Source organism: Bradyrhizobium prioriisuperbiae (genome assembly GCF_032397745.1).
GTDB classification, from domain to species: Bacteria; Pseudomonadota; Alphaproteobacteria; order Rhizobiales; family Xanthobacteraceae; genus Bradyrhizobium_A; species Bradyrhizobium_A prioriisuperbiae.
Map to the genome: position 1 here is coordinate 8,652,940 of NZ_CP135921.1, position 22,487 is coordinate 8,675,426.

Sequence of the window (22,487 nt, forward strand, 5' to 3'; positions counted from 1 at the left end):
ATGCAGCCAATTCAGAAGCAGCGGCCATTTTTCAAAATCCCGCTTGATCGCTTTTTATAACGAACATATGTACGATCATCGAACAATATTGGAGACTGCCATGCCCCTGGTTCGATTTGTGGAGCCGAACGGCGCCGAGCGCACCCTGGAGATCGTCACCGGCACCAGCGTGATGCAAACCGCGATCCGACATAGCGTCCGCGGCATCGAAGCGGGGTGCGGCGGCTGTCTCGATTGCGCCACCTGTCATGTTTATGTCGACGACTCCCAGCTTCACGCGATGCCGCCAGCGAGCGCGCAGGAAGATGCGGTGCTCGCCGCGGTCGCAGCCGAGCGTCGCCCGACCAGCCGCCTCGGCTGCCAGCTGTTCGTCCCGGTCGGCATCGAGACCCTCATCATCCACATCCCGGAGACTCAACTGTGAATGGATTGGTTGTCGTTGGCGCCTCGTACGCCGGTGTCCAGGCTGCGCTGAGTGCGCGCGAAGCGGGCTATGCCGAACCGATCCGGCTGATCGTGGATGAAACATCCCTGCCCTACCAGCGGCCGCCGCTGTCGAAAGGCTTTCTGCTCGGCGAGGCATCCGAGCAAAGCCTGGTGCTGCGCGACGAAACCTTCTTCCGCGACAAAGGCATCGAACTTCTGCTCGGCACGAGCGCCGTGCGCGTCGATCGCCAGGAGCGGCGCGTCGCGCTTGCCGACGGGGCTCGACTGGATTTCGACAGACTGCTGTTGGCGACAGGATCGCGGGCGCGACGGCTGAGCGTCCCCGGCGCGGAGCGCGAAGGCATTCATTACCTTCGCTCGCTCAGGGATGCGCAGACACTGAAGGCCGAACTGGACGCAGCCGCCTCGATCATCATCATCGGCGGTGGCTTCATCGGGCTTGAAGTGGCCTCAACCGCGAGCAAGCTCGGCAAGAACGTCACCGTGATCGAGGCCGCCTCGCGGCTGCTCGAACGCACGGTCTCGCCCGTGGTGTCACAATTCCTGCTGGCCCTGCACCATCAGAACGGCGTCGACATCCGTCTATCGGAGACAGTCGCGCGCCTCGACAAGGACGGCGACAGATGGACGGTCACAACCGGCAGCGGGGCTGCCTTGCACGGCGATATCGTGCTGGCCGGAATCGGCGGCCTGCCCAACATCGAGCTGGCAACGGAGGCCGGCCTTGCCTGCGACAACGGCATCCTGGTCGATGCCCACGGCGCGACCAGTGATCCCCTTGTCTTCGCGGCCGGCGACTGCACCAGCCATCACAACAGCTTTGCAGGGCAACAGACCCGTCTGGAGTCGGTGCAGCATGCGCAGGACCAGGGCAAGGCGGCGGGATCGGCGGTCGCCGGCAAGACCAGCCCCTACACCAGCGTGCCCCGGTTCTGGTCGGATCAATACGCGGCAAAGCTCCAGATGGTCGGCCTGTCTCACGGACGCGATCACCACGTGATTCGGGGAGAGCCGGATCAGAGCGGCTTTTCGGTGTTCATGTATCGCCAAAACAGGCTGATCGCGGTCGACAGCGTCAATCGCCCGGGCGAGCAGCTGATCGCCCGCAAGCTGATTGGCGCCGGGGTGTCGCCCTCGCCCGCGCAAGCCGCCGATTTGTCGTTTGATCTGAAGGCCCTGCCGCTCCCGCGCGCGGCGGAAGGTGCACGACCCTGAAAAGTGTGCTGACGTCCCCGCCGCAGGAGGCGATTCCTGAGACGGACAACAGGCGAGCAATGCCCCGAATCAAGCGAACGGCCGAAGAAGAAGACGCCCGACGCGAGAGCCCGGAGTTCATCGAGAGCCTGGACCGCGGCCTGCGGGTGCTCGAACTGTTCGGTGCCGGCGACCGTCCCATGACATTGAGCGACGTCGCCAAGGCAGCCAACCTGCCGCGCGCCACTGCGCGACGCATCCTGCTGACGCTGGAAAAAGGCGGCTTTGTCGCTGGTGACGGCAAGCTGTTCTCGCTGACGTCGCGGGTGCTGGCGCTGGCGTCCGCGTACCTCTCATCGAATCAGATCGTTTCAGTGGTGCAGCCGATGATCGACCGGGTGGCCTCCGAAACCCGGGAGGTCTGCTCGCTGGCGATCCTCGACGGCGAGCAGACGGTTTTCATTGCCCGCGCGAGCCCGGCGCGGGTGTTCTCCGCAGGGATCGATATCGGCTACCGGCTGCCGGCGTTCTGTACCTCGGTCGGCCGGGTGCTGCTCGGGCGCCTGTCGAACGAAGAGCTGACCGCCACCATCGGCCGCATGACGGTGGTGGCGCAGACGCCGTTCACCGTGGTCGACAAGGATGTGCTGCTGGCGGCGATCATCACCGATCGCAGCAAGGGTTATTCGCTGGTGGATCAGGAGGCGGAGGACGGCTTCCGTTCGCTCGCCGTGCCGGTGCGTCGTTACGACGGCGAGATCGTCGCCGCCATCAATGTCGGCTCCCATGTCGACCGCATCTCCACGGGAGAGATGATCGACCGCTTCCTGCCGCCGCTCAAACAGGCGGCCGCCGGGGCGCAGCCGCTGTTGCTTTAGATCACGGACGGCGCCCATTCTTCCTTTCGAAGCTGGTAGCCGCCGTTGTCCTGCCGTCTGACGCGCGCGAAACTCGGCATATTGAGATGCATACCGGCGATCAGCAGGTTCTCTGCGCTTGCCATGTCCAGAACCTTCAGCCGCGTTTGTGCCGCCATCGCCGGATCGCTGTCGAAGGCGATGGTGACGTCCGGTCGGGCCACCTGAATATCCGGATAATGGACGATGTCGCCCCATATCAGCAGGCGCTGTCCGTCGGACTCGATCATATAGCCGGTATGACCGATCGTATGTCCGGGGAATGGATAGGCGACAATACCGGACAGAACCTCTCCCATCTTCTCGAAGGTGCGCGTTCTCGTTTTGAAAGCGTCGAAGGCGTTTCGCGCAAGCTGAAAGACCGGCCGGGTCCCGGCCGCCGCCCGGTTGAGATTCGCATCGTCCCCCCAGAACGCCAGCTCGCTCCGGTTGAGCACTAATTCGGCATTCGCGAAGTGGGAAAAGCCGAGTTCGCCGGCAAGACCGCCGGCATGATCTGGATGCGCGTGCGTCATCAGGATCGTATCGATTTCGGCAGGATCGACGCCCGCAGCCACGAGCGAGGTCGCAAGACGCCCGCCCCATCCTGAAAATCCACCGGCTCCGGCGTCGATCAGGATCGTGTGCCCGCGGCCTTGCACCACATAGGCATTGATGTTCATGACGGACTGCGCCGTAACGCCGGCCTCGCTCATCATGGCTGAGGCGGTTGTCGCGTCGATATGCGACAAAAGGCCAAAGTCGGCTTCGAGATAGCCATCGCTGATAGCTGTGACGAGAAACTCCCCGATACAGCGGCGATTGAGCGCGGGAGCCTGACCCATCCGAGACACGGGACGCCCGTCAGCGGCCTGAACCGGCTGCAAGCCGATCGTTGCAGCGCCGCTTGCCAGCAGGCCGATGCCGCCAGCTGTTCGAAACAGGCGGCGGCGCGAAAGTGCGTGTCGGGAATGAACGGCGGCATCCCGTTCAGATGAATCATCGTGCATGATCATATTTCTTTCGATGGTGGCAAGAGAGGGATGTGGACCGCCCGCGAAGATCGCTCATTGGAGATGTTTCCGTCCAAGACTAAATTTGATAAAGTTAAGATGGAAAAGGTCTCAATGCTCGATCTGCGCCAGCTCAGCTATTTCGTCGCCGTCGCCGAAAGCGAAAATGTCGGCCACGCGGCGGCGCGCCTGGGCATGTCGCAGTCGCCGCTCAGTCGACAGATCATGCAACTGGAGGCCGATCTCGGCCTCACGCTGTTCGAGCGGTCTCGCCAGCGGATTCACCTGACACAGGAAGGGTGCCAGTTCCTGACGGAGGCACGTGCCCTCCTGGCCCAGGCCGAGCGCGTCGAGGCGGAAGCCCGCGGCCTTGGACGGGGCGAAGGCAGTCTCGCGACGGTCGGATATACCGAAGGTGCCGTTCATACCGGGGTGCTGACGCACGCCATACGACGGATGCAAGCACAGCATTCCGGCGTGACGCTGACGTTGAATGCGATGCGCTCAGGCCGGCAGATCGAGGCCATCAGGACTCGCGAGATCGATGTCGGCTTTCTCTACACGCCTCCCGACGACGCCGATCCAGACATCGTTCATGCCCTCGCCTTCGACGATCCGTTGATACTGGCGATCCCGAGCGGTGATGCCCTGGCCAAGCGCAAGAGCGTTACGCCGGCGGATCTCGACGGCCGCCCCTGGATCGCCTCGTCGCGATACAGCAATGTCGCCACCCGCGACAGCTTCCTCGCGACATGTGCGGCCTCCGGTTTCACGCCCGATATTCGCTTCGAGGCCGATGAGCCGTTGACGATGCTTGGCCTCGTCGCAGCGGGCCTCGGTTTAGCGCTGACCCAGGCAACCCTTCGATCCCTGAAGTTGCCCGGGGTCGCCTTTATCCAGGTCCCGTGGTTTCCGCTGTCGGTCAAAATCCATGTCGCGCGGCGGCGTTCGGACAATCGCCGTCATATTCTGGCCCTCACCTGTCCCGCCCGGCAGCTGTTTCGAACAGCAAAGCGCTGATGCAGGACAGCACCTCAGGGCCTGAGCGGACATGCACAGAAAATCGGTGCGCCCCTGTCCGGATCATGCTCTAAGCCGCAAGCACGCCTTGAATCTGATCGCGAATACTCTCTTTGTCGCGGCCGCCCGTCACCGAGGTCAGCTGAATGTCGATCGCGATATTGGCCGGCCGCCTCAGCACCACGATCCGGTCACCGATCTCCAGGGCCTCATTGATGGAGTGGGTGATGAACACGGCAGTCTTGCCGTTCTCCCTGACCAGCTTGACAAATTCGGCGCGCAGCTTGCGGCCGGTCATTTCATCGAGGGCGGAGAACGGCTCGTCGCAGAGCAGGATGTTGGCATCGGTGGCGAACGCACGGGCAATCGACACCCGCTGCCGCATGCCACCCGACAGCGCGTGCGGATAATCGTGCTCATGACCGCGCAGTCCCAGGGTTTCGAGCCAGCGCTGCGCGGTTGCGCGGCGCTGTTCCGCCGCGATGTCCAGCATCTCCAGTCCCAGTTCGACATTCTGGATTGCGGTACGCCACGGCAGCAGGCGATCGCCCTGAAACACGATCGCCATCCGGCCGCAAAACCAGTCGAACTCGCGGAATGGATTGCGGCCATCGACCGTGACGTTGCCGCTGCTCGGCTCGGTCAGCCCCGCGATCAGATTGAAGATCGTGGATTTGCCGCAGCCGGTCTTGCCGAGCAGCGCCAGCATCTGTCCCTTCGCCACCTGCAGGCTGAGGTCGTCCACCGCCACATATCCCTTTGCGTGTCCCGCCTTGCCGAAAATCTTCGAGACTCGATCAAGGTTGATCACAACTTCCGGGTCCTGGCTCACCGTCATAACGCGCGCTCCGACACCGCCCGATAACGAAACGCGATTTTCTCGATCCATGACAGCACCGCCTGCACGATCAGCACGAAAAACACCAATTGAAGCGTCCAGGCCAGCGCGCCGGCCATGTCGAAGACCTGCTGCTGTTGCAGCAGCTGATAACCGACGCCGCCGGTTGCGCCGACCAGCTCCGCCACCACCACCACGCGCGAGGCGTTGCCGAGATTGACCTTCCAGGCCGTGAGAATATCGGGCAGCACCGCCGGAATGATCATGGCGCGGAACAGCTTGGTGCGCGACGGACGGAAACTCATCACCATTTCGACGAGATCGCGCGACATCGCTCGCAGCGCGCCGAGCACTTGAAACGTGAACGCGGGCAGCGTGGTCATTACCATGATAAAGAAGATGCGAAGCTCGACGCCGTGAAACCAGATGATGGCGAACACCACCCAGGACAGCGCCGGAATGCCCTGAAACAGCGTGAGGATCGGCGACAGGAAATCATCGGCCGCGCGCGACCTCGCCATGATCACGGCCAGCGCCGCTCCGATGACGAAGGCACCGGCGAGACCCGCCAGGATGCGCAGCACGGTGGCAAAGACATCGCTGAACTGCGACCAGCTTGCGAGGATGCCGAGGCACCGCCAGAACACATCCACCAGCGAGGGAAACAGGAACGGCGGAAAGAACAGCGCCGCGAATTGCCACAGGCCGGCGACCACCGCAAACGGCAGCACATATCTGGTCAAGGCGCGCGCCGTGGCAGCCCCAAGCCGGGCAGCGTCAGACGGCGGATAATCCGCGCTGGGGACCGTCATCACATCGGATCCCGGTAGATCGTGACGGGCGACGGCTCCGAAGACAGGAAGCCTAGCGTCTTGCCGGCGTTGTAGACCGCCTTGATCTCCGGCCCGAGATCGCCCGCGCTTCGCACATGCATGCCGAGACGATCGTTGGCCCGCACCAGTTCGGCGATCGCCTTGCGGTCGTCGCTGCTGCCCTTCGCCGCGATCAAGATGGCCGCCTCGTCCGGGTTCGCAGCCACCCAGGTGGCCGCCTCCTTGTAGGCCGCGTAGAGCCTGGGGATCAGCGGCTTGTTCTGCTGGATCCAGTCGAGATGGGCCGCCAGACCAAGATAGGGAATGCTGGTGCTGCCGGCGAACTGCTGCCAGCTCTCCTTGATCTTGAGATCGAGCAGGCGAACACCCGGCTTCTTGGCGTGCAGCGTGGTGTAGGCCGGCTCCCACAGCTGGACAGCGGTGGCACGATCGGCCAGCGCATAACCGACAAGACCCGGCGTTGCCGTGTTGACCACCGAAAACTTGGCGGTATCGGCACCAAGCTGGCGTGCAAACCAATCAAACATCACATAGTTGGTCGTGCCCTTGGCGGCGGCAATGTCCTTGCCCTCGAGATCCTTGATCGCATTGATCTCGGAGCGCGAGGTCACCACGCCGCCCCAGTAGTCGAACAGGTTGAACAGATAGGCGACCTTGACACCACGCAGATCCGCAAGGCCCACGGTGAGCAAGGCGGCGCTGCCGCCGACCTTGAATTCTCCGGAATTGAACTGCGCGGTATAGGCATCCGGCGTGCGCTCCTCGAAGGTGATCGCAAGCCCGTTCTTCTCGTCCAGCTTGCGCGCCTTGATCACCGGCGGCAGGAAGGCGCCGAGCGACGGCGGCCCGAATACTACGATGGAGATCTTGTCGAGCTGCTGCGCCTGCACCGGTGCGGCAGCGATAAACGCCACAAGCGCAAGCGCCATGGTCCGGATCATGTGTCGTCCCTCCCCTCGATTATTGTTGTCTTGAAGCTTTTTGTTGGAGCGGCGCGCAGCGCGCGCCTGATATCAGTCGCTGATGCCCATCTCCTTGAACACCTCCTTGGCGATGCGGAAGCTGTCGAGGCCCGCCGGCACACCGCAATAGACCGCAATCTGCAGGAACACCTCGCGCAGCTCGTTCTTGGTGAGGCCGTTGTTGAGGGCGCCACGGACATGCAGCTTCAGTTCATGCGGCCGGTTGAGCGCCGAGATCATGGCGAGGTTCAAAAGGCTGCGGCTGCGCCGATCGAGCCCGGGGCGATTCCAGATTTCGTCCCAGCAGAATTCGGTAGCGAGCTTCTGCATCGGCCAGTTGAAATCGTCGGCCGAGGCCAGCGAGCGCTCGACATAGGAATCACCGAGCACGGCGCGCCGGGTCTGCAGGCCCCGGTCGAATTTTTCGCCACGCGGCTTCTGGTCTTCCATCACATTACTCCGTTGTTTTGCTTGATTGCCTGCCTGCTCGTCAGGCGGCTTCGAATTCAGCGAGCGGCGCATTCCAGGCGTCGTAGCCATAGACCCAGTCCGGATCGGTCGGGTTCTTCAGCCAGGTGTTGGTGCGCGAACTCAACTGGACGCGGGATGTCCGGGGCTTGCGTGTCGCCTCGAAACGGCGGAAGGCGTCGGCAACACCACCGCGCTCGACGCCTTCCAGGCATCGCGACAGCACCGCGGCATCCTCGATCGCCATCGCCGCGCCCTGCGCCATGTAAGGCGTCATCGGATGGCAGGCGTCGCCGAGCAGCGTGATGTTGCCCGCGCTCCAGCGCGGCAGCGGATCGCGATCGACCAGCGCCCATTTGTGCACCGACGGACAGGATTGCAGCACATGGCACACCTGCGGATGGAAATCAGCGAACGCCTGGCGCAGTTCATTAACGTCGCCCATGGCGGACCAGGACTCCACCGTGAAGCCCGGCTCGGGTTGGCTGGTGACGAAATAGACCTCGCTGCGATCCGGCTTGACGTAATAGATGACGATATGCCGATCCGGCCCCCACCATTTGGTGCAGTCGTCGATCGGATAGCCGCCCAGGAGTTCGGCCGGAAACACGGTCCGATAAGCGATGCGGCCGGTGAAATTTGGTTCGTCGCGGCCGAACAGGCGTTTCTTGACGAAGGAGTGGACGCCGTCGGCGGCAACCACCGCATCGGCGGTGACCGCCTTGCCATTGGCAAAGTTCAGCGTCACCTGCCCATTGGCCTGCTGCGCGATATCGATCACCCGATGATCAAGGTGGACGTGCTCTGCCGGCACCACGCTGGCGAGCGCGGCATGAAGATCGCCGCGATGCCCAAGCAGATACGGCGCGCCGTAGCGCTCTTCGGCGGGCGGGCCGAAAATCATGTCGAAACGGACGTCGCCGGTGTCGTACTCTTTATTGTTCCACGAGCGCGGGTAGAATGCCGCCGCCCGCAGCACCGGCTCGAGGCCGAACGCACGCAGGACCTTCATGGCGTTGCAGCCGATCTGGATGCCGGCGCCCAGCCGCGTGAACTTCGACGCCTGCTCGTAGACATTGACCTCGACGCCGGCGCGACGCAGCGCCGCCGCCGTCGCAAGCCCTCCCAAGCCCGCGCCTATGATCGCCACCGAGAGCTTCGCCATCGTCTTGCCTTGTCATGCTGTTGACCCGCCGCGACTATCGGCGGCGGGCAGCATGCTCCGCAAACGACTAATTCTGATGGAGCGTGAGTTCCGCTCACAGGCGGCGCGTTTCATTTCCCTCAAAGGACGATCCGTCCATCCTGTCCAGACCGATCACTGGCAATGCAGCATCACGTCGCTGAACCGACGCTCTCCTTGGTATCTCATGGAGATACGAAAGCCTTGTAATACGTATCTCAATGAGATACGTTTAGGCATGATCCGAAGCTTCAGGGGAAAGTTTGCCGAGATGATCCTTCAGGGTCGCAGAGTCCCGAAGGGTTTCCCGACCGATCTTGCCAAGGTAGCTCGCCGAAACTGATTATGGTGAACGCCGCCGACCTCCTTGAGGCCTTGAACTCGCCTCCAGGAAACCGTCTTGAAGCTCTTAAGGGCGACTTGTCGGGCAAGCACTCGATACGCATCAACGATCAGTGGCGGATCGTGTTCAGGTGGACCGATGCGGGCCCCGAAGACGTGGAGATCATCGACTATCATTAGCCAGACCCGGCCGATTGTGGCCACCGAAAGGATATTTTTATGGCAAAGAAACTCCCGCCGGTTCATCCCGGCGAAATCCTGCGGGAAGAATTTCTCGTTCCGCTGAAGCTGACGCCTTATGCGGTCGCGGCCGCGCTTAACGTGCCGCGCACCCGGATCGAACGCATCGCGCGCGAAGAAAAGCCCGTTACGGCCGATACCGCGCTGCGGCTTGGTAAATTCTTCAAGACTGGCGCAGCATTCTGGATGAACATTCAGGCGCGCTTCGACCTTGAAACAGCCGAAGACGTGCTCGCGCCCGAGATCAAGAAAATCGCGTCTTACGAGGCTGCATAGAGCGGTGCAGATCGCGCGTACCGAGTGTCTTGCAACGAATGCCCTAACACCAGGCGCTGCGAACAGCGCCTGACGCCGTGATCAGCGTTTGGCTTTGGAGATGTTCAGGGCCACGGCAGCGCGGATGAGGGCCTTCAACGCCTTTTCGTTGATCTTGTCGCCCTCATGAACATCAATGGCGCGCCTAGTGTTGCCTTCGAGGCTGGAATTGAACAGGTCAGATGGATCCGCCAGCGCGGCGCCCTTGGCGAAGGTCATCTTCACGGCGGCTTTATAGGTCTCACCGGTGCAGATGATCCCGGCGTGCGACCACACCGGAACGCCTCGCCACTTCACCTCCTCGACCACCTCCGGATCGGACTCCTTGATGATGGCACGGATGCGGGCCAGCACCTGGCCTCGCCAGTCACCCAGCTCCTTTATCTTTGCGTCGATCAGCCGAGACGCCGACTCTTCTCCCGGAGCTTCCTTCACACTCTTGATCTTCTTCGCGGTTGTTGTCGACTTTTTCATGTCGCGTCCTCGCAATCCTATCTGCGCCAAGCGGCCGTATACGGCAGCACGAACATGTACAGACCAGAGAACAGCAGCAAGAACAGCGGTAGCAGTGGGGAGTAGACGATCACGGCGGGAGGCTGCCCCCAAACCATGGCGACGAAATTGGCGATCACCGTCGCCGTGAAGATGATCGACAGCCAGCGATGTGTCTGCCGAATCCACATGTTCCAGTTCATAGAATCTCCCTCCTCAACACGAGCCAAAGTACAATCCGGCAGACATCACTCCGTCCGCGCCAGCACCTGCTCCAGGTTTGTGAAAAACTGCTGCCAGCCCGGCTTGGCCCCGCCAAAGGCCTGCTTCTGATCGGGACGGAAGCCCGATTGCTCCATGCGCAGATGGGTGCCTTTGCTTGTCGGCGTCAGCGTAAACGTGACGACGCTGGTCAGGTTGAAGGCCGCATCGTCATGCGCAAAATTCCAGGTGTAGGACAACGTCTTGTGCGGTTCGACCGCAAGCACTTCGCAGTCCAGCACGCCGCCCCAGTCCCCGCGCAGGTTGAAACGATGCCCCACCGCCGGCTTGAAATCGTTTTTCATCAGCCACTCCGCCATCAGATGAGGTTGCGTCAGCGCGCGCCACAGCTTCTCCGGCGGAAAAGCCATCTCGCGCTCGACAACAACGGTGCGCGTTTCGGTCGACGTTGCATTCATTGGTCCATCCTTTTCAGTAGATCTTCGAGCTGATCGAACCGGCCTTCCCAAAATCCGGCCATCTGGCTGGTCCAGTCGATCAGCGGCGCCAGCGCGCCGAGTTGCGCGCTGTAGTGGGTCTGGCGTCCCTCGTGGCGGTCGCGCACGAGTCCTGCCTGCTTCAGGACTCCGAGATGCTTGGAGACGGCCGGCTGCGAGACCTTGGCCCGCGCCGTCAAGGCGCCGACCGTCTGTTCTCCGTCACGGCACAGCCGCTCGAAAATGGCCCGCCGCGTCGGATCGGCGAGGGTTCTGAAGAGCACATCGTGGGTAGCCGGCATCTGACCTATAACTCACTGGTTATTGATCAAACCCATAACCGGAGAGCTATATGTTTGTCAACCGGGAACACGAACGCCTTGGAGGTTCCCTTGGCAATCTCGCCAGTGATGAGGCATCCCACCAACAAAAATCCCGCCACCAGTTTCTGGAAGCGGGTTGAGAGACAACAGATCCGGCAGCGATATGCGCGTCAGCGCCGAGGACCGAAGGCAGACGGAGACATGCCGAGCAGCGAGAGCGAGTTACCCTCCGTCTCAACAGGTCCCAGTTGGGTGTAACCGACCTCGAGCGACAGATTGAGATTTGGCGTTGGCTGGAATGCGACACCCGCACGCGCGTTATAGACCGGCAGCGTTCCCGACGTCAGATCGAAGCCGGCGAACGGCCCGCCCGCGCCGCTCCTGTAAGTCGAGGTGTTGAAGCCGGCATAGAACGTGACCGGCGCATTCTGCAGATTGTAGCCGACCTGTGTACCTTCGTAGGAGAACGAGTTCCCAAATGCGCCGAAGTGATTGAGGCCGCTGATGCTGAAACCCGCGCCGCCGCGCTCGCTGCTAATGAACCAGCCGCTCGGAAAATTGGTGCGCGTGTACGACATGCCGCCGCCGGCGTCGCTGAAGTCAAAGCTTGGAAAGTCGCGGTACATGTTGGCGCCGTGGCCGGCCCAATTGCTGGTGAAGCCGATGGGCCAGCCCGGGATCCAGTATCTCACCGGCGCGCTCTGGGCATGGGCCGTTTGCCCACCCAGACAGAGCGCCGCCACTACGATTGAGAGAGCTAATTTGCCTGAGAAAATCGACATCCGCGCGACCGACATATTCGCGTCAATTATAGCCGTCAGATCCCGAGAACGCCAGCGCGCCACCGTCGCAGGCAGATCACAAGCGCATGGGCGCAGCTTGCTTCCGCTCTGCACCTCAGTATACGGTTCCCGCATGTTCACATCCACATTCTTTCCACTGATCTGAGCGCCCAAGGCGTTCCCCAATCGGATCAATACGGCCGCGCCGACGCGCTGGCCGAACGGAGAATGTGTTATGCCCACAACCGAACACCTCGGCCTGACCTCTCATGAGGTGCAGGATTTCATCGACCACGGTTTCGTCAAAATTGAAAATGCCTTCAGCACCGAGCTTGCACAGCAATGCAGGAACGAGCTGTGGGCGGATATTGGCTTGTCGCCAGACCAGCCCGACACCTGGATTCGCCCCGTCATTCGGGTAGGATCCAAGGCTTCGCCTCCCTTCATTGAAGCCGCCAACACAGACCTGCTGCACAAGGCCTACGATCAACTCGTGGGCGTTGGCCGCTGGCTTGCGCCCAGAGGACTCGGAACCTTTCCGATCCGCTTTCCCTCACCGGACTCTCCTGGTGATGATGGCTGGCATGTGGATGTGAGTTTTGGTCTCGACAATCCGGATTTCATGGAATGGCGTGCCAATGTCAGGAGCAGCGGACGCGCCTTGCTGATGCTGTTCCTGTTGTCGGATGTCGGTCCAAACGATGCGCCCACGCGGATACGAAAGGGATCACACCCGACCCTCGCGAGGGAGCTGCTGCCTTATGGCGACGCCGGCGCGACGCTCCGGCAGCTCTCCGCCAATGGTTACGTTTCGACTGAGGATTGCGAGGTTGAACTGGCAACGGGCGCGGCAGGCACCGTCTATCTGTGCCACCCATTCCTCGTTCATGCCGCGCAACCGCACCGCGGGACGCAGCCACGCTTCATGGCACAACCACCACTGCTGCCGAGGGGTGAGTTTGATCCGGCGCTGCCACCCTCGCCGGTTCAGATCGCCATTCGTCGAGCTTGCGGGCTTACATTATAAAAAACAAAACCCAGGACCGCCGAACGGTCCCGGGTGATCTCTGGGAGACGAGATTGTCGCGACGACGAGCACTGCTGACTAAGCCGGCTCCAGGCCGAGCGCCTGCGCGCTCTCCATCCAGACCGGCAATTCGCGCTGATACAGGGCGTTGGTCTCCTTGAAGCCGATCGTGGGTTCAAGCACGAAAGTGGCGAGCACTTCCTTCACTTTCGGATCCTGGTTGGCGGCCACGCAGAGCGCCGCCAGCCGATCGACGATCGGCTGCGGGGTCGCCTTCGGCAGCGCCCAGCCAGTGAACCCACTCACCGTAAAGAACTTCGATGTCGCGCCCTGTTCAGGCAGTGTCCGGACATGCGGGAGCGCGTCAACCTTCTTCGAACTCACCGCGAACGCGGTGCCGAGTTTGCTTTGCAGAACGGGTTGAGCGGCCGTGTAGCTGCCCATGGCCACGTCGAGGGTACCTTCCATCAGTCCTGTCCACATCGGCGCCTCACCGCGGTAGTGCACCGGCTCGATGTTGAGACCATACTGCCTGTTGAGTTCGTTGATGGTGATGTGCGGGGACGAGCCCGCACTGTAGGTGCCGAAGTTCACCTTGCCGGTCTTGCGCGCGAAGGCGATGAAGTCGTCCAGCGTCTTGATGCCGGTTTTCAGGTTCGCGATCAGAGGCAGCCCGGCGCCCGGGATGACACTGACCAGCGTCAGGTCCTTGTCCATGTCGTAGCCGGGGTTCTTCATCATGACCCGGTTCATCACATAGGTGGTCGAAATCGAGCACAGGATGGTGTGGCCATCCGGTGCCGCGCGCGCGACATCCATCGCGCCCAGGGAGCCCGAGGCGCCCGACTTGTTCTCGATGACGACAGTCTGCCCGACCTGTTTGGTGATGAACTCGCCAAAGGCGCGTGCCAAGAGATCGGTCTGTCCGCCCGCCGGGTAGCTGCAGATCATGCGGATTTGCCGCGAGGGCCACGCAGCCTGCGCCGAAGCGCCACGTGCGAGAAAAGGCAACGCAGCGGCTGCCGCACCGGCCGTGATGACGTGACGACGGCTGAATTTCGCCAACATTAAGTCCCTCCCTGAATTTTCAGCGAGGGTAGCCCATCGTCGGGCCTGCGCCATGGATCGAAGGCGGGACAGATTGGCGCAGCCGCGCGCCGGCTCCTTGTCCTAATATTTCCATCCCATGGTATCAGCCCAGGCCCTTGTCGCCTGTTCGGTCTCGTGGCCGGCGTCTCCGAGCCATCCGCAGAAATCCTTGATCGCCGGCCAGTCCCGGTTCTCCTGGCGAAACAGCGCGCTATAGGAGCGCTTGCGCAGGCCGAGCGCGCCGAACGGAAGACACAGCTTTCCGGCCCTCAGTTCATCGATGATCAGGAATAGCGGAAACAGGCCCACGCCCAGCCGCTCCTGGGTCGCCTGCAGCGCGAAGTACATCTGCTCGAAACGCAGCACCACCTGCTCGGCCTGCATCTCGCCACCGGCCGAGGCAAACCACTGCCGCCAGTCATAGGGCTCGGTGAGGTAGGTGATCAGGGTGTGGCGCTGCAGGTCGGACACCCTGCCCAGTTCGCCGCGCTGCAGCAGATCGACATGGCAGACAGGCGCGATCAATTCGGTCATGAAATGGGTCGACGACCAGCCGTTGATCGCCCCCTGCTCGCCGCGGATCGCCACATCGAAACCCGCTTCATTGGCGTTCACAGGGCCGAGCGCGGTGGTGAGACGCAGCTCGATGTCCGGCCGCTTGCGCTGAAAGGTGGCCATCCGTCCGATCAGCCAGCGCATGGTGAAGGTGGGCGGCGCATTGATCCGCAGCACCGTCGGCGCGACATCTTCCTTGATGTCCATCGAGGCCAGCGCCAATCGATCGAGGATGGCGGTGACCTCGACATAATAGTGCTGGCCGGCATCGGTCAGGCTGAGTTGCGACGGCGCGCGGCGGAACAGCTTGACCCCGAACCAGTCCTCCAGCAGCGCGACCTGCCGGCTGACCGCGCCATGGGTCACATGCAACTCTTCAGCCGCCTTGGTGAAGCTGACATGACGCGCGGCCGCCTCGAATGTCCTGACCGCGTTGAGCGGTGGCAGTTTCCTCATCTGTTATCCGGCTATCCCATGCTGGCCTGATCGTATTTATCGACAGATCAGGCACAGAGCCACCCCCTGTGGTCCATGATCGCATAGGGGCATTCGCAAACTGCTGATGTGTTCCGCCGGCAAATCGGGCTCCATCACCGGATGGATCAGACGTCTGCAACACCCCATCAATCGACAATCCCAGCACGACCGGTCGTCGTCGCGCTGATCGTGCTGGCGATCTCGTTCGTGCTGGCCGCCCTCGGCCGCGGCATGAGCGAAAGCTTCACCGTCTTCCTGCTGCCGATCTCGAACAATTTCGGATGGGATCGCGGCCAGGTCGTCTCGATCTATTCGCTCACGGCCCTGACCAGCGGCCTGGTGGGGCCGTTTGTCGGGCGGCTGTTCGACCGTTCGGGGCCGCGGGCCGTGTTCACGGTCGGCCTGCTTGCGTTGGGCGGCGCCTTCCTGATCGCCGCCTATGCGCAGCAACTCTGGCAATTCCAGTTCAGCCTCGGGCTGTGTGTCGGATTGGGCCTCGCCAGTATCGGCAACGTGCCCGGCTCGATCTTGCTCGGACGATGGTTCGGTCCGCGGCTGCCGGCCGCGATGTCGGTGATCTATTCCGCTACCGGCGCAGGCGTGCTGCTGATGCTTCCAGTTTCCCAGGTGCTGATCGATCATCTGGGCTGGCGCGGCGCCTACCAGGCCTACGGTTATGCTGTCCTGTTTGTGCTGCTGCCGTTGCTGCTGGTGCTGCCGTGGCGGCTGTTCGCCGCGGGATCGCCGCATGTCACAAGGCCGGCCGCAGCCGATATTGCAGGCGACGGCTGGACCCTGCCCGCCGCCATGCGCCATCACGCCTTCTGGGCCCTGTTCGCGACGTTCTTTTTCACCGCGATCGGAATGTATTCGATTTCAGCGCAGGTCGTTGCCTATCTGGTCGATGCGGGCTTTCCGCCGCTGCAGGCGGCGACGGCGTGGGGTTTCAGCGGCGTGGTGCTGCTGTTCGGGATGCTGTCGATCACCTGGCTTGATGGAAAGATCGGCCGGCGCCGCTCGGTGCTGTTGAGTTATGCGATCTCGATCATCGGGATCGGCCTGCTCTGGCTGCTGAAGACATATCCCAACATCTGGCTGCTAACCGGCTTCGTGGTCTGCTTCGGCAGCATGATCGGTTCGCGCGGCCCGCTGCTGACGGCCACCGCGATGAAGATCTTTCGCGGCAAACATGTCGGCACCATCTACGGAAGCATTGCCATCGGCAGCGGACTCGGATCGGCGCTGGGTTCGTGGAGCGGCGGCCTGATCCATGACTTCACCGGCAGTTATGACGCACTGCTCGCGTTCGCCTTTGTCAGTGTCATCCTCGGCATGCTGCCGTTCCTGGTGGTACCCGCGCTGCGGTGACGGGACACCATTATTGCAAGATCGAGATTTCTGACTTGCGCCTTGTGCACTAAACCGCAGTACGCCCACGGATCAATCTTTGTTGCTTTGCCAGATCGCACGACAGATCAGACATTCGAGCAAATCGCCCGGATTCGGAGATCGAGATCATGCACATTCGGATATATGCCCTGGTTGCAGCCGCCTGCCTCTCGTTCGCTGTTATCGCCGGCCCCGCGTGGGCCCAGCAATCGGCGCCGGCGTTCAACGACGATCAGCGGCGCGCGATCGGCGACATCATCAAGGAGTACCTGATCCAGAATCCGGAGATCCTGCAGCAGGCCAACGCCGAGCTGGAACGCCGGATGCAGCAGGCGCAAAAGATCGCCCAGGGCAAGGCACTGAAGGAGGCACGCGAGACGCTGCTGTCCTCGCGCGGCAGCATCGTGATGGGCAACCCGGATGGCAAGATCACGATGGTCGAGTTTTCCGACTACAACTGTCCGTACTGCCGCAAGGCGCTGGACGACGTCCAGGCACTGATCGCAGCCAATCCGCAGCTGAAAGTCATCGTCAAGGAATTCCCGGTGCTCGGACCGGAGTCGGTCGAGGCCAGCCAGGCCGTGCTCGCGGCGACGCGGCAGCTCGACAACCAGGCCAAGCGCGCACAATACCATGACGGCCTGATGCGGCTGCGCGGCCGGGTCAATGGCGATACCGCGCTGTCGGCAGCCGGCAAACTCGGCGCGGACGCGAGCGCAATGCGGCGGGACATGAAGACCGACGACATCGCCGCCATGATCAAGGAAAACATGTCGCTCGGCGACCAGCTCGGCATCACGGGAACGCCGACCTTCATTGTCGGCGACCAGATCCTGGTCGGCGCCGTCGGCCTCGAGCAGATGCAAAAAGCGGTGTCGACCGTGACGGAGTAGCGGCGCCTCTGTCGCCGCTCAGGCCATCGCGGGCGCCGGCTTCGGAAACGGCACCAGCACCACCGCCATCGAAACGCAGCCGATCTCGCCATGGATATCGAGCAACGTCGCTTGCCCTGTTCCGAGGCCGGCCGCAGGCTGCCACCAGGTGCGCGCACGAACGCCGATCCACGGGCCGACCGGGCGCTTGAACAGCTGCACCGTCAGGTTCGGATTGGGATCGGCGACGACATTTTGCAGGGGACGCGCCACGCCGTGGCTCCAGTCAGCGGGACCGAGCACGCGCGACAGCGCACCGGCGCCCTCGATGATGTCGTGGTCGAGGCGAAACCAGGCTACGCCATCACCTGCTCTCGCCTCCATGGCATCCATGAACCAGGGCCCGCCATGGGCGGCGCGCACGGCGCGTGCCGGATAACACGTTGGATCGACCGAAGCATCCCGAGGCTCGGTGAGTCCGGGAACCTCGACACCGCGTTCACGCACAAGCGTGACGCGCGCCGTGGCGCAGGGCTCGGCTTCACCGACCGCCCACAGCGTGTTGTCGACCACGCTGACGCGCCCGCCCTCGGTCACGATGACTTGTTTCGTCCGCAACCACGCCATCGGTGTCGGCCGCAGAAAATGCGCGGTGACGCTGACCGCCCGTCCCCACTGCCGGTCGGCCGCGACCGCCTCGATTTCAGCGGTCAGAAGACTCGCGACCGCGCCACCCTGCAGGCCGGTGAACGGACCCGCCGCAAGTGGCTGGGGTTGCCAGTGGTGGGGGATATCGAGCGGTTGAAAAATCGGCACGGACCAGTTTTCCCGAGTGAGCAGGATTGTTTGTTCGGGAAATCTGATCGATGCGGCGGCAGGAAGCAAAGGATGCCTCGTCACGTGGGATGAGGATTTTTCACCCCATCACCACGGGCCAAGCGACAGCTAGCGCGCCTCCTCGAAGCCGGCGAGCACGGACGTGAGATTGGCGCCCAGAATATCCGAGAGATAACCACCCTCCTGCACGAACACGGTGGGCAGGCCGAGCCGCGCAATGGCGGCGCCAATGCGGCGGAAACCGGGGGTGGTGACCGCAAGGCCGGCAAGCGGATCGTGCTCGGAGGCATCGAGACCGAGCGCCACCACCAGTGCAGTGGGCGCGAAGGCCCTGATCGTCTTCTCGGCAACACCGATTGCCTTGATGTAATCATTGTCTCCCGTGCCTTTTGGCAGCGGAATGTTGAGATTGGCGCCGAGGCCCGGACCGGCGCCGCGCTCGTGCGCATAACCCCAGACGAACGGGTTGAAGAGTGTCGGATCAGCGTGAATCGACACCGTCAGCACATCGGGACGCTCATAGAAGATGCCCTGGGTGCCGTTGCCGTGGTGCACATCGACGTCGAGGATCGCGACCCGCTCGTGCTTGAGCCGCAGATGGGCGGCGGCGACGGCGCTGTTGTTGAGATAACAGAAGCCGCTGGCGAGATCGCGATAGGCATGATGTCCTGGCGGACGGCACAGCCCGTAGGTCGCATCCTCGCCATCCATCACCAGTTGGGCCGCCGTCGTCGCAACATCGGTGGCCGAACACGCCGCAGCCCAGGTGCCGGGGCCGATCGGACATGAGGTGTCGATGGTGTGCCAGCCGAGACGGCCGACGATGTGGCTGGGATAGGTCGCAGCGTTACGCACCGGATGAACGTTGGCGATCATCTCAGGCCCCGCATCGCCGAGCGCGCTCCAGGCGTCCCAGGCCTCTTCGAGGAACAGCAGATATTCCGGGCTGTGCACGCGGGCGCGCGGCCCTTGGCCGAACACGGTCGGCGCGACCAGGGAATGCTTCCCTGCTTTGAGTCCCGCAAGCAACCGGTCGGCGCGCTCGGGCTGCTCGGTGGTGCGCTTGATGACGCCACGCACCAGAAAGAATTGCGGGTCGTGGCTGCGATGCAGTTCGGTATAAACGGCCTTCACACGGAAACTCCAATTGCCAGGGAATTGCGATGATGGTGTCGGTGCATCAGGTCTCGGACGGCTCCGTCCCGCACCATTCCGCGACAAACAGTGCCATCGCCGTGGTGATGCGCTTGAGCGACGCGATGCTGACGCGCTCGTCGAAGCCATGGATGTTCTGCGAATACGGACCGTAGCAGAGCGTCGGGATCTTGTCGTAGAGCGCATAGACGCGGGCATCGAGATAACCGGCGGTCATGAAGCTCTTGAGCGGCTGCCCGGTCGCATCTTGATGCGCGCGCGCCAGCACCGCTTCGGCGTCTGATCCCGGCTCCAGCACATAACCTTCGGCAAAAAAGCCGTTGAACTCGACCGATGGCGGGTTGTTTGCGAGGAAATTGTCGGAGCGGGCGAAGGCCGCGATCCGATCGGCGATCTCCCGCGAAGCCTCCTTGGCCGACACGCCGGGATAGATCGCAATCCGGCAGCTGAGCTTGCACCAGGCCGGCACCGACGAGGCCCAATCGCCACCCTCGATCTTGCCGATGTTGAGATTGATCGGATGCGCCTCAGTCTCGAAATGGGCGCGCCCGGCTTTACGCTCGTTCCACTCGGCTTCGAGCCGGCGCAATTCACCCATGATGCGATAGGCCGCGTCGATGGCGTTGGCGCCGGCGCCCATCTCGCGCACATGCACCGGCAGACCGCGCACCTCGACCTCGAACCAGAGCACGCCGACATTGGCGCGCACCAGCATTTCATCTTCCGGCTCCGGGATCAGCGCGGCATCGGCCTTGTAGCCACGCAGATGGGTCATCAGCGCGCCATTGCCGGTGGATTCCTCCTCGACCACCGACTGCACATAGACCGTCGCGGCTGGCTGCAGCCCGATGCGGCGCAAGGCATCAATCGCGAAGATATTGGCGGCGTGTCCCGCCTTCATGTCGGCACCACCACGGCCATAGAGCCAGTCGCCCTCGATCACCGGATCGAACGGCGGATGGCTCCACATGCCTGCCGGCCCCGGCGGAACGACATCGACATGGGCCTGGAGAATCAACGATCGCCCGGTCTCGTTGCGCGGGCGATGAATGCCGACCACGATCGGCGCCGCGGAATGATCCTCACTGAACACCGCGCCGCCCGGATGCCGTTCGATGGCACCGCGGTCCATCTCGAAACGATCCATCGCATAATTGCGCTCGCGCAGCGCACGAAACACGAAATCCTGAACCGCATGCTCAGCGCCGCGCACCGAGGCAAAGCGGATCATGTCCTGGGTGAAGGCGATCTGCGCAGCAAACCCCTGATCGACCGATGCGGCGACGCGGTCGCGCAGCTGGGACTCGATGGTCATGAAAAGCGTCTCTCCGTAACAGCCGGGATCGCAGCGGACATCATGGTGCGTCGTTGTCGATGTTCTCGCCGTTGTCCTCGGCTTTGTTGTCAGCTTCGCTCAGCATGGGAATGTCCCGCACCAGTTTGCTGACCTGGCGCCAGGCGTAACCGATGTGATGATCGACGTGCGCCACGATGCGTTCGGGATGCCCCGCCTCGATCGCCGCCAGCACCGGCTCGTGGGTGCGGGCGATTTCGTGCGGATCGTCATAAAGGCGGCCGATCAGGCCGATGGTCATGCGCAGCTCGGCAGCGAGATCGTCGAACAGCCGCAGCAGCCTTCGGTTGTCGGCGATTTCGCAGACCAGCCGGTGAAACCGATAGTCCTCTTCCACCTGCCGCGCCGGATCGTCGAGATCGGCGGTCTGGTGCAGCACGTCGATCTGCCGGCGCAATGCGTCGCGCGACTCCGGCGTGAGATTGCGTGATGCCAGCACACTGGCATGGCGCTCGATGCACAGACGCAAGTCATAGATGTCGTCGATATCCCCAGCCTCGAGCTTGCGCACAAAGAAGCCGCGCCGCGGGCTCGCCACCAGGAGCCCCTGCTGTTCCAGAAGCCGCGCCGCCTCGCGGACCGGCGCCCGGCTGACGCCGAGTTCGCGGGCGACGCCCGCTTCCACCACCTTGGCGCCCGGAGCCAGCCGGCCCTGCATGATGGCCTGGGTGAGGATTCGGGCCACTTGGCCGACAAGATCGCTGTCGGCGATGGCGGGCAATCCGACCGGAGGAGACATAAGGCGCATGAAACGGACCCGTTTCGGGCCTGTTTGGGCCCATTTAACGAAGTGTACAGTAATTAATCGTCGATTGTCGACAGTTTAGTCTTGATGTCTGGATTATGACCGTGCCAGTTTTAGAGCCATTGAAAGGTGAACCATGACCCTCACTGCCCAAGCTCGCCCTGTCGCCGTGAACTCCGATGCCCAGATCCGCATCGACCTCGCCGCCGCCTATCGCCTGATCCATCGGCTCGGCCTGGACGACAGCATCTACACCCACATCTCGGCTCGCCTTCCGGGTCCGGAGCACCGCTTCCTGATCAACCCGTATGGCCTGCGCTTCGAGGAGGTCACGGCATCCAACCTGGTGACGGTCGATCCCGACGGCCAGGTGATCGACGACCCGATCGGGCTCGGCATCAATCCGGCCGGCTTCACCATTCACAGCGCCGTGCACGCCGCGCGCCCGGATGCGATCTGCGTGCTGCACACCCACACCGTCGCCGGTGTCGCGGTGTCGTCGCAGCAGGACGGGGTGTTGCCGCTCAATCAGTGGTCGATGCAGTTCACCGATGCCATCGCCTATCACGACTATGAAGGCATCGCGCTCGATCTCGATGAGCGTCAGCGCCTGGTTGCCGATCTCCGCGACAAGTACGTGATGGTGCTGCGCAATCACGGCATGCTGACCTGTGGGCGCTCCGTCGCCGAGGCCTTCAAGCTGATGCATAATCTGGAGCGCTCCTGCCGCGCGCAGCTCGCGATCCAGGCCGCAGGAGCTCCCGTCGCGCGCCTGTCCAACGCGGTGGCCGTCAAGACGGCCGGCCAATATGCGAGCTTCTACGACAGCATCGAGATCAAGGGTAAGCCGGACAGCGAATGGGCCGCCTTCAAGCGGATGCTGGAACGCACCGATCCCGACTTCATGAACTAGATCATCCGCACATTTCAAACGCGTCAGT

The 22,487-nt window shown here is 62.7% G+C and carries 26 protein-coding genes and 1 pseudogene; 10 read left to right on the forward strand and 17 right to left on the reverse strand.

Annotated elements, in window-relative coordinates:
* The first annotated feature begins 100 nt into the window (after window positions 1–100).
* The 3 genes from RS897_RS40115 to RS897_RS40125 are packed head-to-tail and all read left to right on the forward strand — an operon-like array spanning window position 101 to window position 2,519.
* Entirely contained in the window at window positions 101–424 is a 324-nt protein-coding gene (locus RS897_RS40115) for a 2Fe-2S iron-sulfur cluster-binding protein (protein ID WP_315834181.1), read from the forward strand.
* Complete coding sequence (locus RS897_RS40120) at window positions 421–1,662, forward strand: NAD(P)/FAD-dependent oxidoreductase (RefSeq protein ID WP_315834182.1); 1,242 nt, start codon at window positions 421–423, stop codon at window positions 1,660–1,662. Before RS897_RS40115 ends, RS897_RS40120 begins: the two co-directional genes overlap by 4 nt.
* Before the next feature lie 59 nt (window positions 1,663–1,721).
* Window positions 1,722–2,519, forward strand: a complete 798-nt coding sequence (locus RS897_RS40125; protein ID WP_315834183.1) for an IclR family transcriptional regulator domain-containing protein — start codon at window positions 1,722–1,724, stop codon at window positions 2,517–2,519.
* On the opposite strand, the gene RS897_RS40130 is transcribed toward RS897_RS40125, so the two are convergent.
* Window positions 2,516–3,553 carry an MBL fold metallo-hydrolase gene (locus RS897_RS40130; RefSeq protein WP_315834184.1) on the reverse strand — a complete coding sequence of 346 codons (1,038 nt, stop codon included), beginning with the start codon at window positions 3,551–3,553 and terminating at the stop codon, window positions 2,516–2,518. The two genes, RS897_RS40125 and RS897_RS40130, sit on opposite strands and share 4 nt — an antisense overlap.
* Here RS897_RS40130 and RS897_RS40135 point away from each other — a divergent pair.
* The gene (locus RS897_RS40135) at window positions 3,542–4,570 is read left to right on the forward strand and encodes a LysR substrate-binding domain-containing protein (protein ID WP_315834185.1); all 1,029 of its coding nucleotides are present in this window, start codon (window positions 3,542–3,544) and stop codon (window positions 4,568–4,570) included. The two genes, RS897_RS40130 and RS897_RS40135, sit on opposite strands and share 12 nt — an antisense overlap.
* A gap of 70 nt (window positions 4,571–4,640) precedes the next feature.
* Here RS897_RS40135 and RS897_RS40140 read toward each other — a convergent pair whose 3' ends face one another.
* From RS897_RS40140 to RS897_RS40160, 5 genes are all read right to left on the reverse strand, one after another.
* The gene (locus RS897_RS40140; protein WP_315834186.1) at window positions 4,641–5,408 is read right to left on the reverse strand and encodes an ABC transporter ATP-binding protein; all 768 of its coding nucleotides are present in this window, start codon (window positions 5,406–5,408) and stop codon (window positions 4,641–4,643) included.
* Window positions 5,405–6,220: an ABC transporter permease gene (locus RS897_RS40145; RefSeq protein WP_315834187.1), complete on the reverse strand. Its 816-nt coding sequence runs from the start codon at window positions 6,218–6,220 to the stop codon at window positions 5,405–5,407. Before RS897_RS40145 ends, RS897_RS40140 begins: the two co-directional genes overlap by 4 nt.
* The gene (locus tag RS897_RS40150) at window positions 6,220–7,182 is read right to left on the reverse strand and encodes an ABC transporter substrate-binding protein (protein ID WP_315834188.1); all 963 of its coding nucleotides are present in this window, start codon (window positions 7,180–7,182) and stop codon (window positions 6,220–6,222) included. Before RS897_RS40150 ends, RS897_RS40145 begins: the two co-directional genes overlap by 1 nt.
* Before the next feature lie 72 nt (window positions 7,183–7,254).
* Window positions 7,255–7,653, reverse strand: a complete 399-nt coding sequence (locus RS897_RS40155; protein WP_315834189.1) for a carboxymuconolactone decarboxylase family protein — start codon at window positions 7,651–7,653, stop codon at window positions 7,255–7,257.
* Window positions 7,654–7,693: 40 nt separating this feature from the next.
* On the reverse strand, window positions 7,694–8,836 hold the full coding sequence (locus RS897_RS40160; protein WP_315834190.1) for an FAD-dependent monooxygenase: 1,143 nt from the start codon (window positions 8,834–8,836) through the stop codon (window positions 7,694–7,696).
* A gap of 256 nt (window positions 8,837–9,092) precedes the next feature.
* Between RS897_RS40160 and RS897_RS40165 the strand changes: the two are divergent.
* Both RS897_RS40165 and RS897_RS40170 read left to right on the forward strand, forming a co-directional pair.
* Window positions 9,093–9,376, forward strand: a pseudogene (locus RS897_RS40165) (type II toxin-antitoxin system RelE/ParE family toxin).
* Window positions 9,377–9,415: 39 nt separating this feature from the next.
* Window positions 9,416–9,712: a HigA family addiction module antitoxin gene (locus tag RS897_RS40170; RefSeq protein ID WP_315834191.1), complete on the forward strand. Its 297-nt coding sequence runs from the start codon at window positions 9,416–9,418 to the stop codon at window positions 9,710–9,712.
* A gap of 81 nt (window positions 9,713–9,793) precedes the next feature.
* Here the strand turns inward: RS897_RS40170 and RS897_RS40175 are convergent, their stop codons facing one another.
* The 5 genes from RS897_RS40175 to RS897_RS40195 all read right to left on the reverse strand — a co-directional run bounded on the left by RS897_RS40175 (window position 9,794) and on the right by RS897_RS40195 (window position 11,956).
* A complete protein-coding gene (locus RS897_RS40175) occupies window positions 9,794–10,225 on the reverse strand; it encodes a DUF1801 domain-containing protein (protein ID WP_315834192.1) in 432 nt (143 codons plus the stop codon).
* A gap of 17 nt (window positions 10,226–10,242) precedes the next feature.
* Complete coding sequence (locus RS897_RS40180; RefSeq protein ID WP_315834193.1) at window positions 10,243–10,446, reverse strand: hypothetical protein; 204 nt, start codon at window positions 10,444–10,446, stop codon at window positions 10,243–10,245.
* Window positions 10,447–10,491: 45 nt separating this feature from the next.
* Complete coding sequence (locus tag RS897_RS40185; protein ID WP_315834194.1) at window positions 10,492–10,923, reverse strand: SRPBCC family protein; 432 nt, start codon at window positions 10,921–10,923, stop codon at window positions 10,492–10,494.
* The gene (locus RS897_RS40190; RefSeq protein ID WP_315834195.1) at window positions 10,920–11,243 is read right to left on the reverse strand and encodes an ArsR/SmtB family transcription factor; all 324 of its coding nucleotides are present in this window, start codon (window positions 11,241–11,243) and stop codon (window positions 10,920–10,922) included. The genes RS897_RS40185 and RS897_RS40190 overlap by 4 nt, the downstream gene beginning before the upstream one ends.
* A 191-nt stretch (window positions 11,244–11,434) precedes the next feature.
* A complete protein-coding gene (locus RS897_RS40195; RefSeq protein ID WP_315834196.1) occupies window positions 11,435–11,956 on the reverse strand; it encodes a hypothetical protein in 522 nt (173 codons plus the stop codon).
* A 325-nt stretch (window positions 11,957–12,281) separates the two neighbouring features.
* Between RS897_RS40195 and RS897_RS40200 the strand changes: the two genes are divergently transcribed.
* Window positions 12,282–13,073: a phytanoyl-CoA dioxygenase family protein gene (locus RS897_RS40200; RefSeq protein WP_315834197.1), complete on the forward strand. Its 792-nt coding sequence runs from the start codon at window positions 12,282–12,284 to the stop codon at window positions 13,071–13,073.
* A 78-nt stretch (window positions 13,074–13,151) separates the two neighbouring features.
* Here RS897_RS40200 and RS897_RS40205 read toward each other — a convergent pair whose 3' ends face one another.
* The gene (locus tag RS897_RS40205) at window positions 13,152–14,141 is read right to left on the reverse strand and encodes a Bug family tripartite tricarboxylate transporter substrate binding protein (RefSeq protein WP_315834198.1); all 990 of its coding nucleotides are present in this window, start codon (window positions 14,139–14,141) and stop codon (window positions 13,152–13,154) included.
* Between the two features lie 102 nt (window positions 14,142–14,243).
* Window positions 14,244–15,173, reverse strand: a complete 930-nt coding sequence (locus RS897_RS40210; protein ID WP_315834199.1) for a LysR substrate-binding domain-containing protein — start codon at window positions 15,171–15,173, stop codon at window positions 14,244–14,246.
* 141 nt (window positions 15,174–15,314) lie between these two features.
* Here RS897_RS40210 and RS897_RS40215 point away from each other — a divergent pair, with 141 nt between their 5' ends.
* Window positions 15,315–16,562, forward strand: coding sequence for an MFS transporter (locus tag RS897_RS40215; RefSeq protein ID WP_315834200.1), 1,248 nt, complete (start codon window positions 15,315–15,317; stop codon window positions 16,560–16,562).
* Window positions 16,563–16,711: 149 nt separating this feature from the next.
* Entirely contained in the window at window positions 16,712–17,476 is a 765-nt protein-coding gene (locus RS897_RS40220; RefSeq protein ID WP_315834201.1) for a DsbA family protein, read from the forward strand.
* 18 nt (window positions 17,477–17,494) lie between these two features.
* On the opposite strand, the gene RS897_RS40225 is transcribed toward RS897_RS40220, so the two are convergent.
* The 4 genes from RS897_RS40225 to RS897_RS40240 form a co-directional block, all read right to left on the reverse strand.
* Window positions 17,495–18,271 (reverse strand): acyl-CoA thioesterase domain-containing protein, encoded by a 777-nt coding sequence (locus tag RS897_RS40225; protein WP_315834202.1) that lies wholly within the window; start codon window positions 18,269–18,271, stop codon window positions 17,495–17,497.
* 129 nt (window positions 18,272–18,400) lie between these two features.
* Window positions 18,401–19,426 (reverse strand): histone deacetylase family protein, encoded by a 1,026-nt coding sequence (locus tag RS897_RS40230; protein WP_315834203.1) that lies wholly within the window; start codon window positions 19,424–19,426, stop codon window positions 18,401–18,403.
* A 46-nt stretch (window positions 19,427–19,472) separates the two neighbouring features.
* Window positions 19,473–20,762 carry an ArgE/DapE family deacylase gene (locus tag RS897_RS40235; RefSeq protein WP_315834204.1) on the reverse strand — a complete coding sequence of 430 codons (1,290 nt, stop codon included), beginning with the start codon at window positions 20,760–20,762 and terminating at the stop codon, window positions 19,473–19,475.
* A gap of 40 nt (window positions 20,763–20,802) precedes the next feature.
* Window positions 20,803–21,549, reverse strand: a complete 747-nt coding sequence (locus tag RS897_RS40240; protein WP_315834205.1) for a GntR family transcriptional regulator — start codon at window positions 21,547–21,549, stop codon at window positions 20,803–20,805.
* A gap of 133 nt (window positions 21,550–21,682) precedes the next feature.
* On the opposite strand from RS897_RS40240, the gene RS897_RS40245 reads away from it, so the two are divergent.
* Window positions 21,683–22,459, forward strand: a complete 777-nt coding sequence (locus RS897_RS40245; protein ID WP_315834206.1) for a class II aldolase/adducin family protein — start codon at window positions 21,683–21,685, stop codon at window positions 22,457–22,459.
* The last annotated feature ends 28 nt before the right edge of the window (window positions 22,460–22,487 follow it).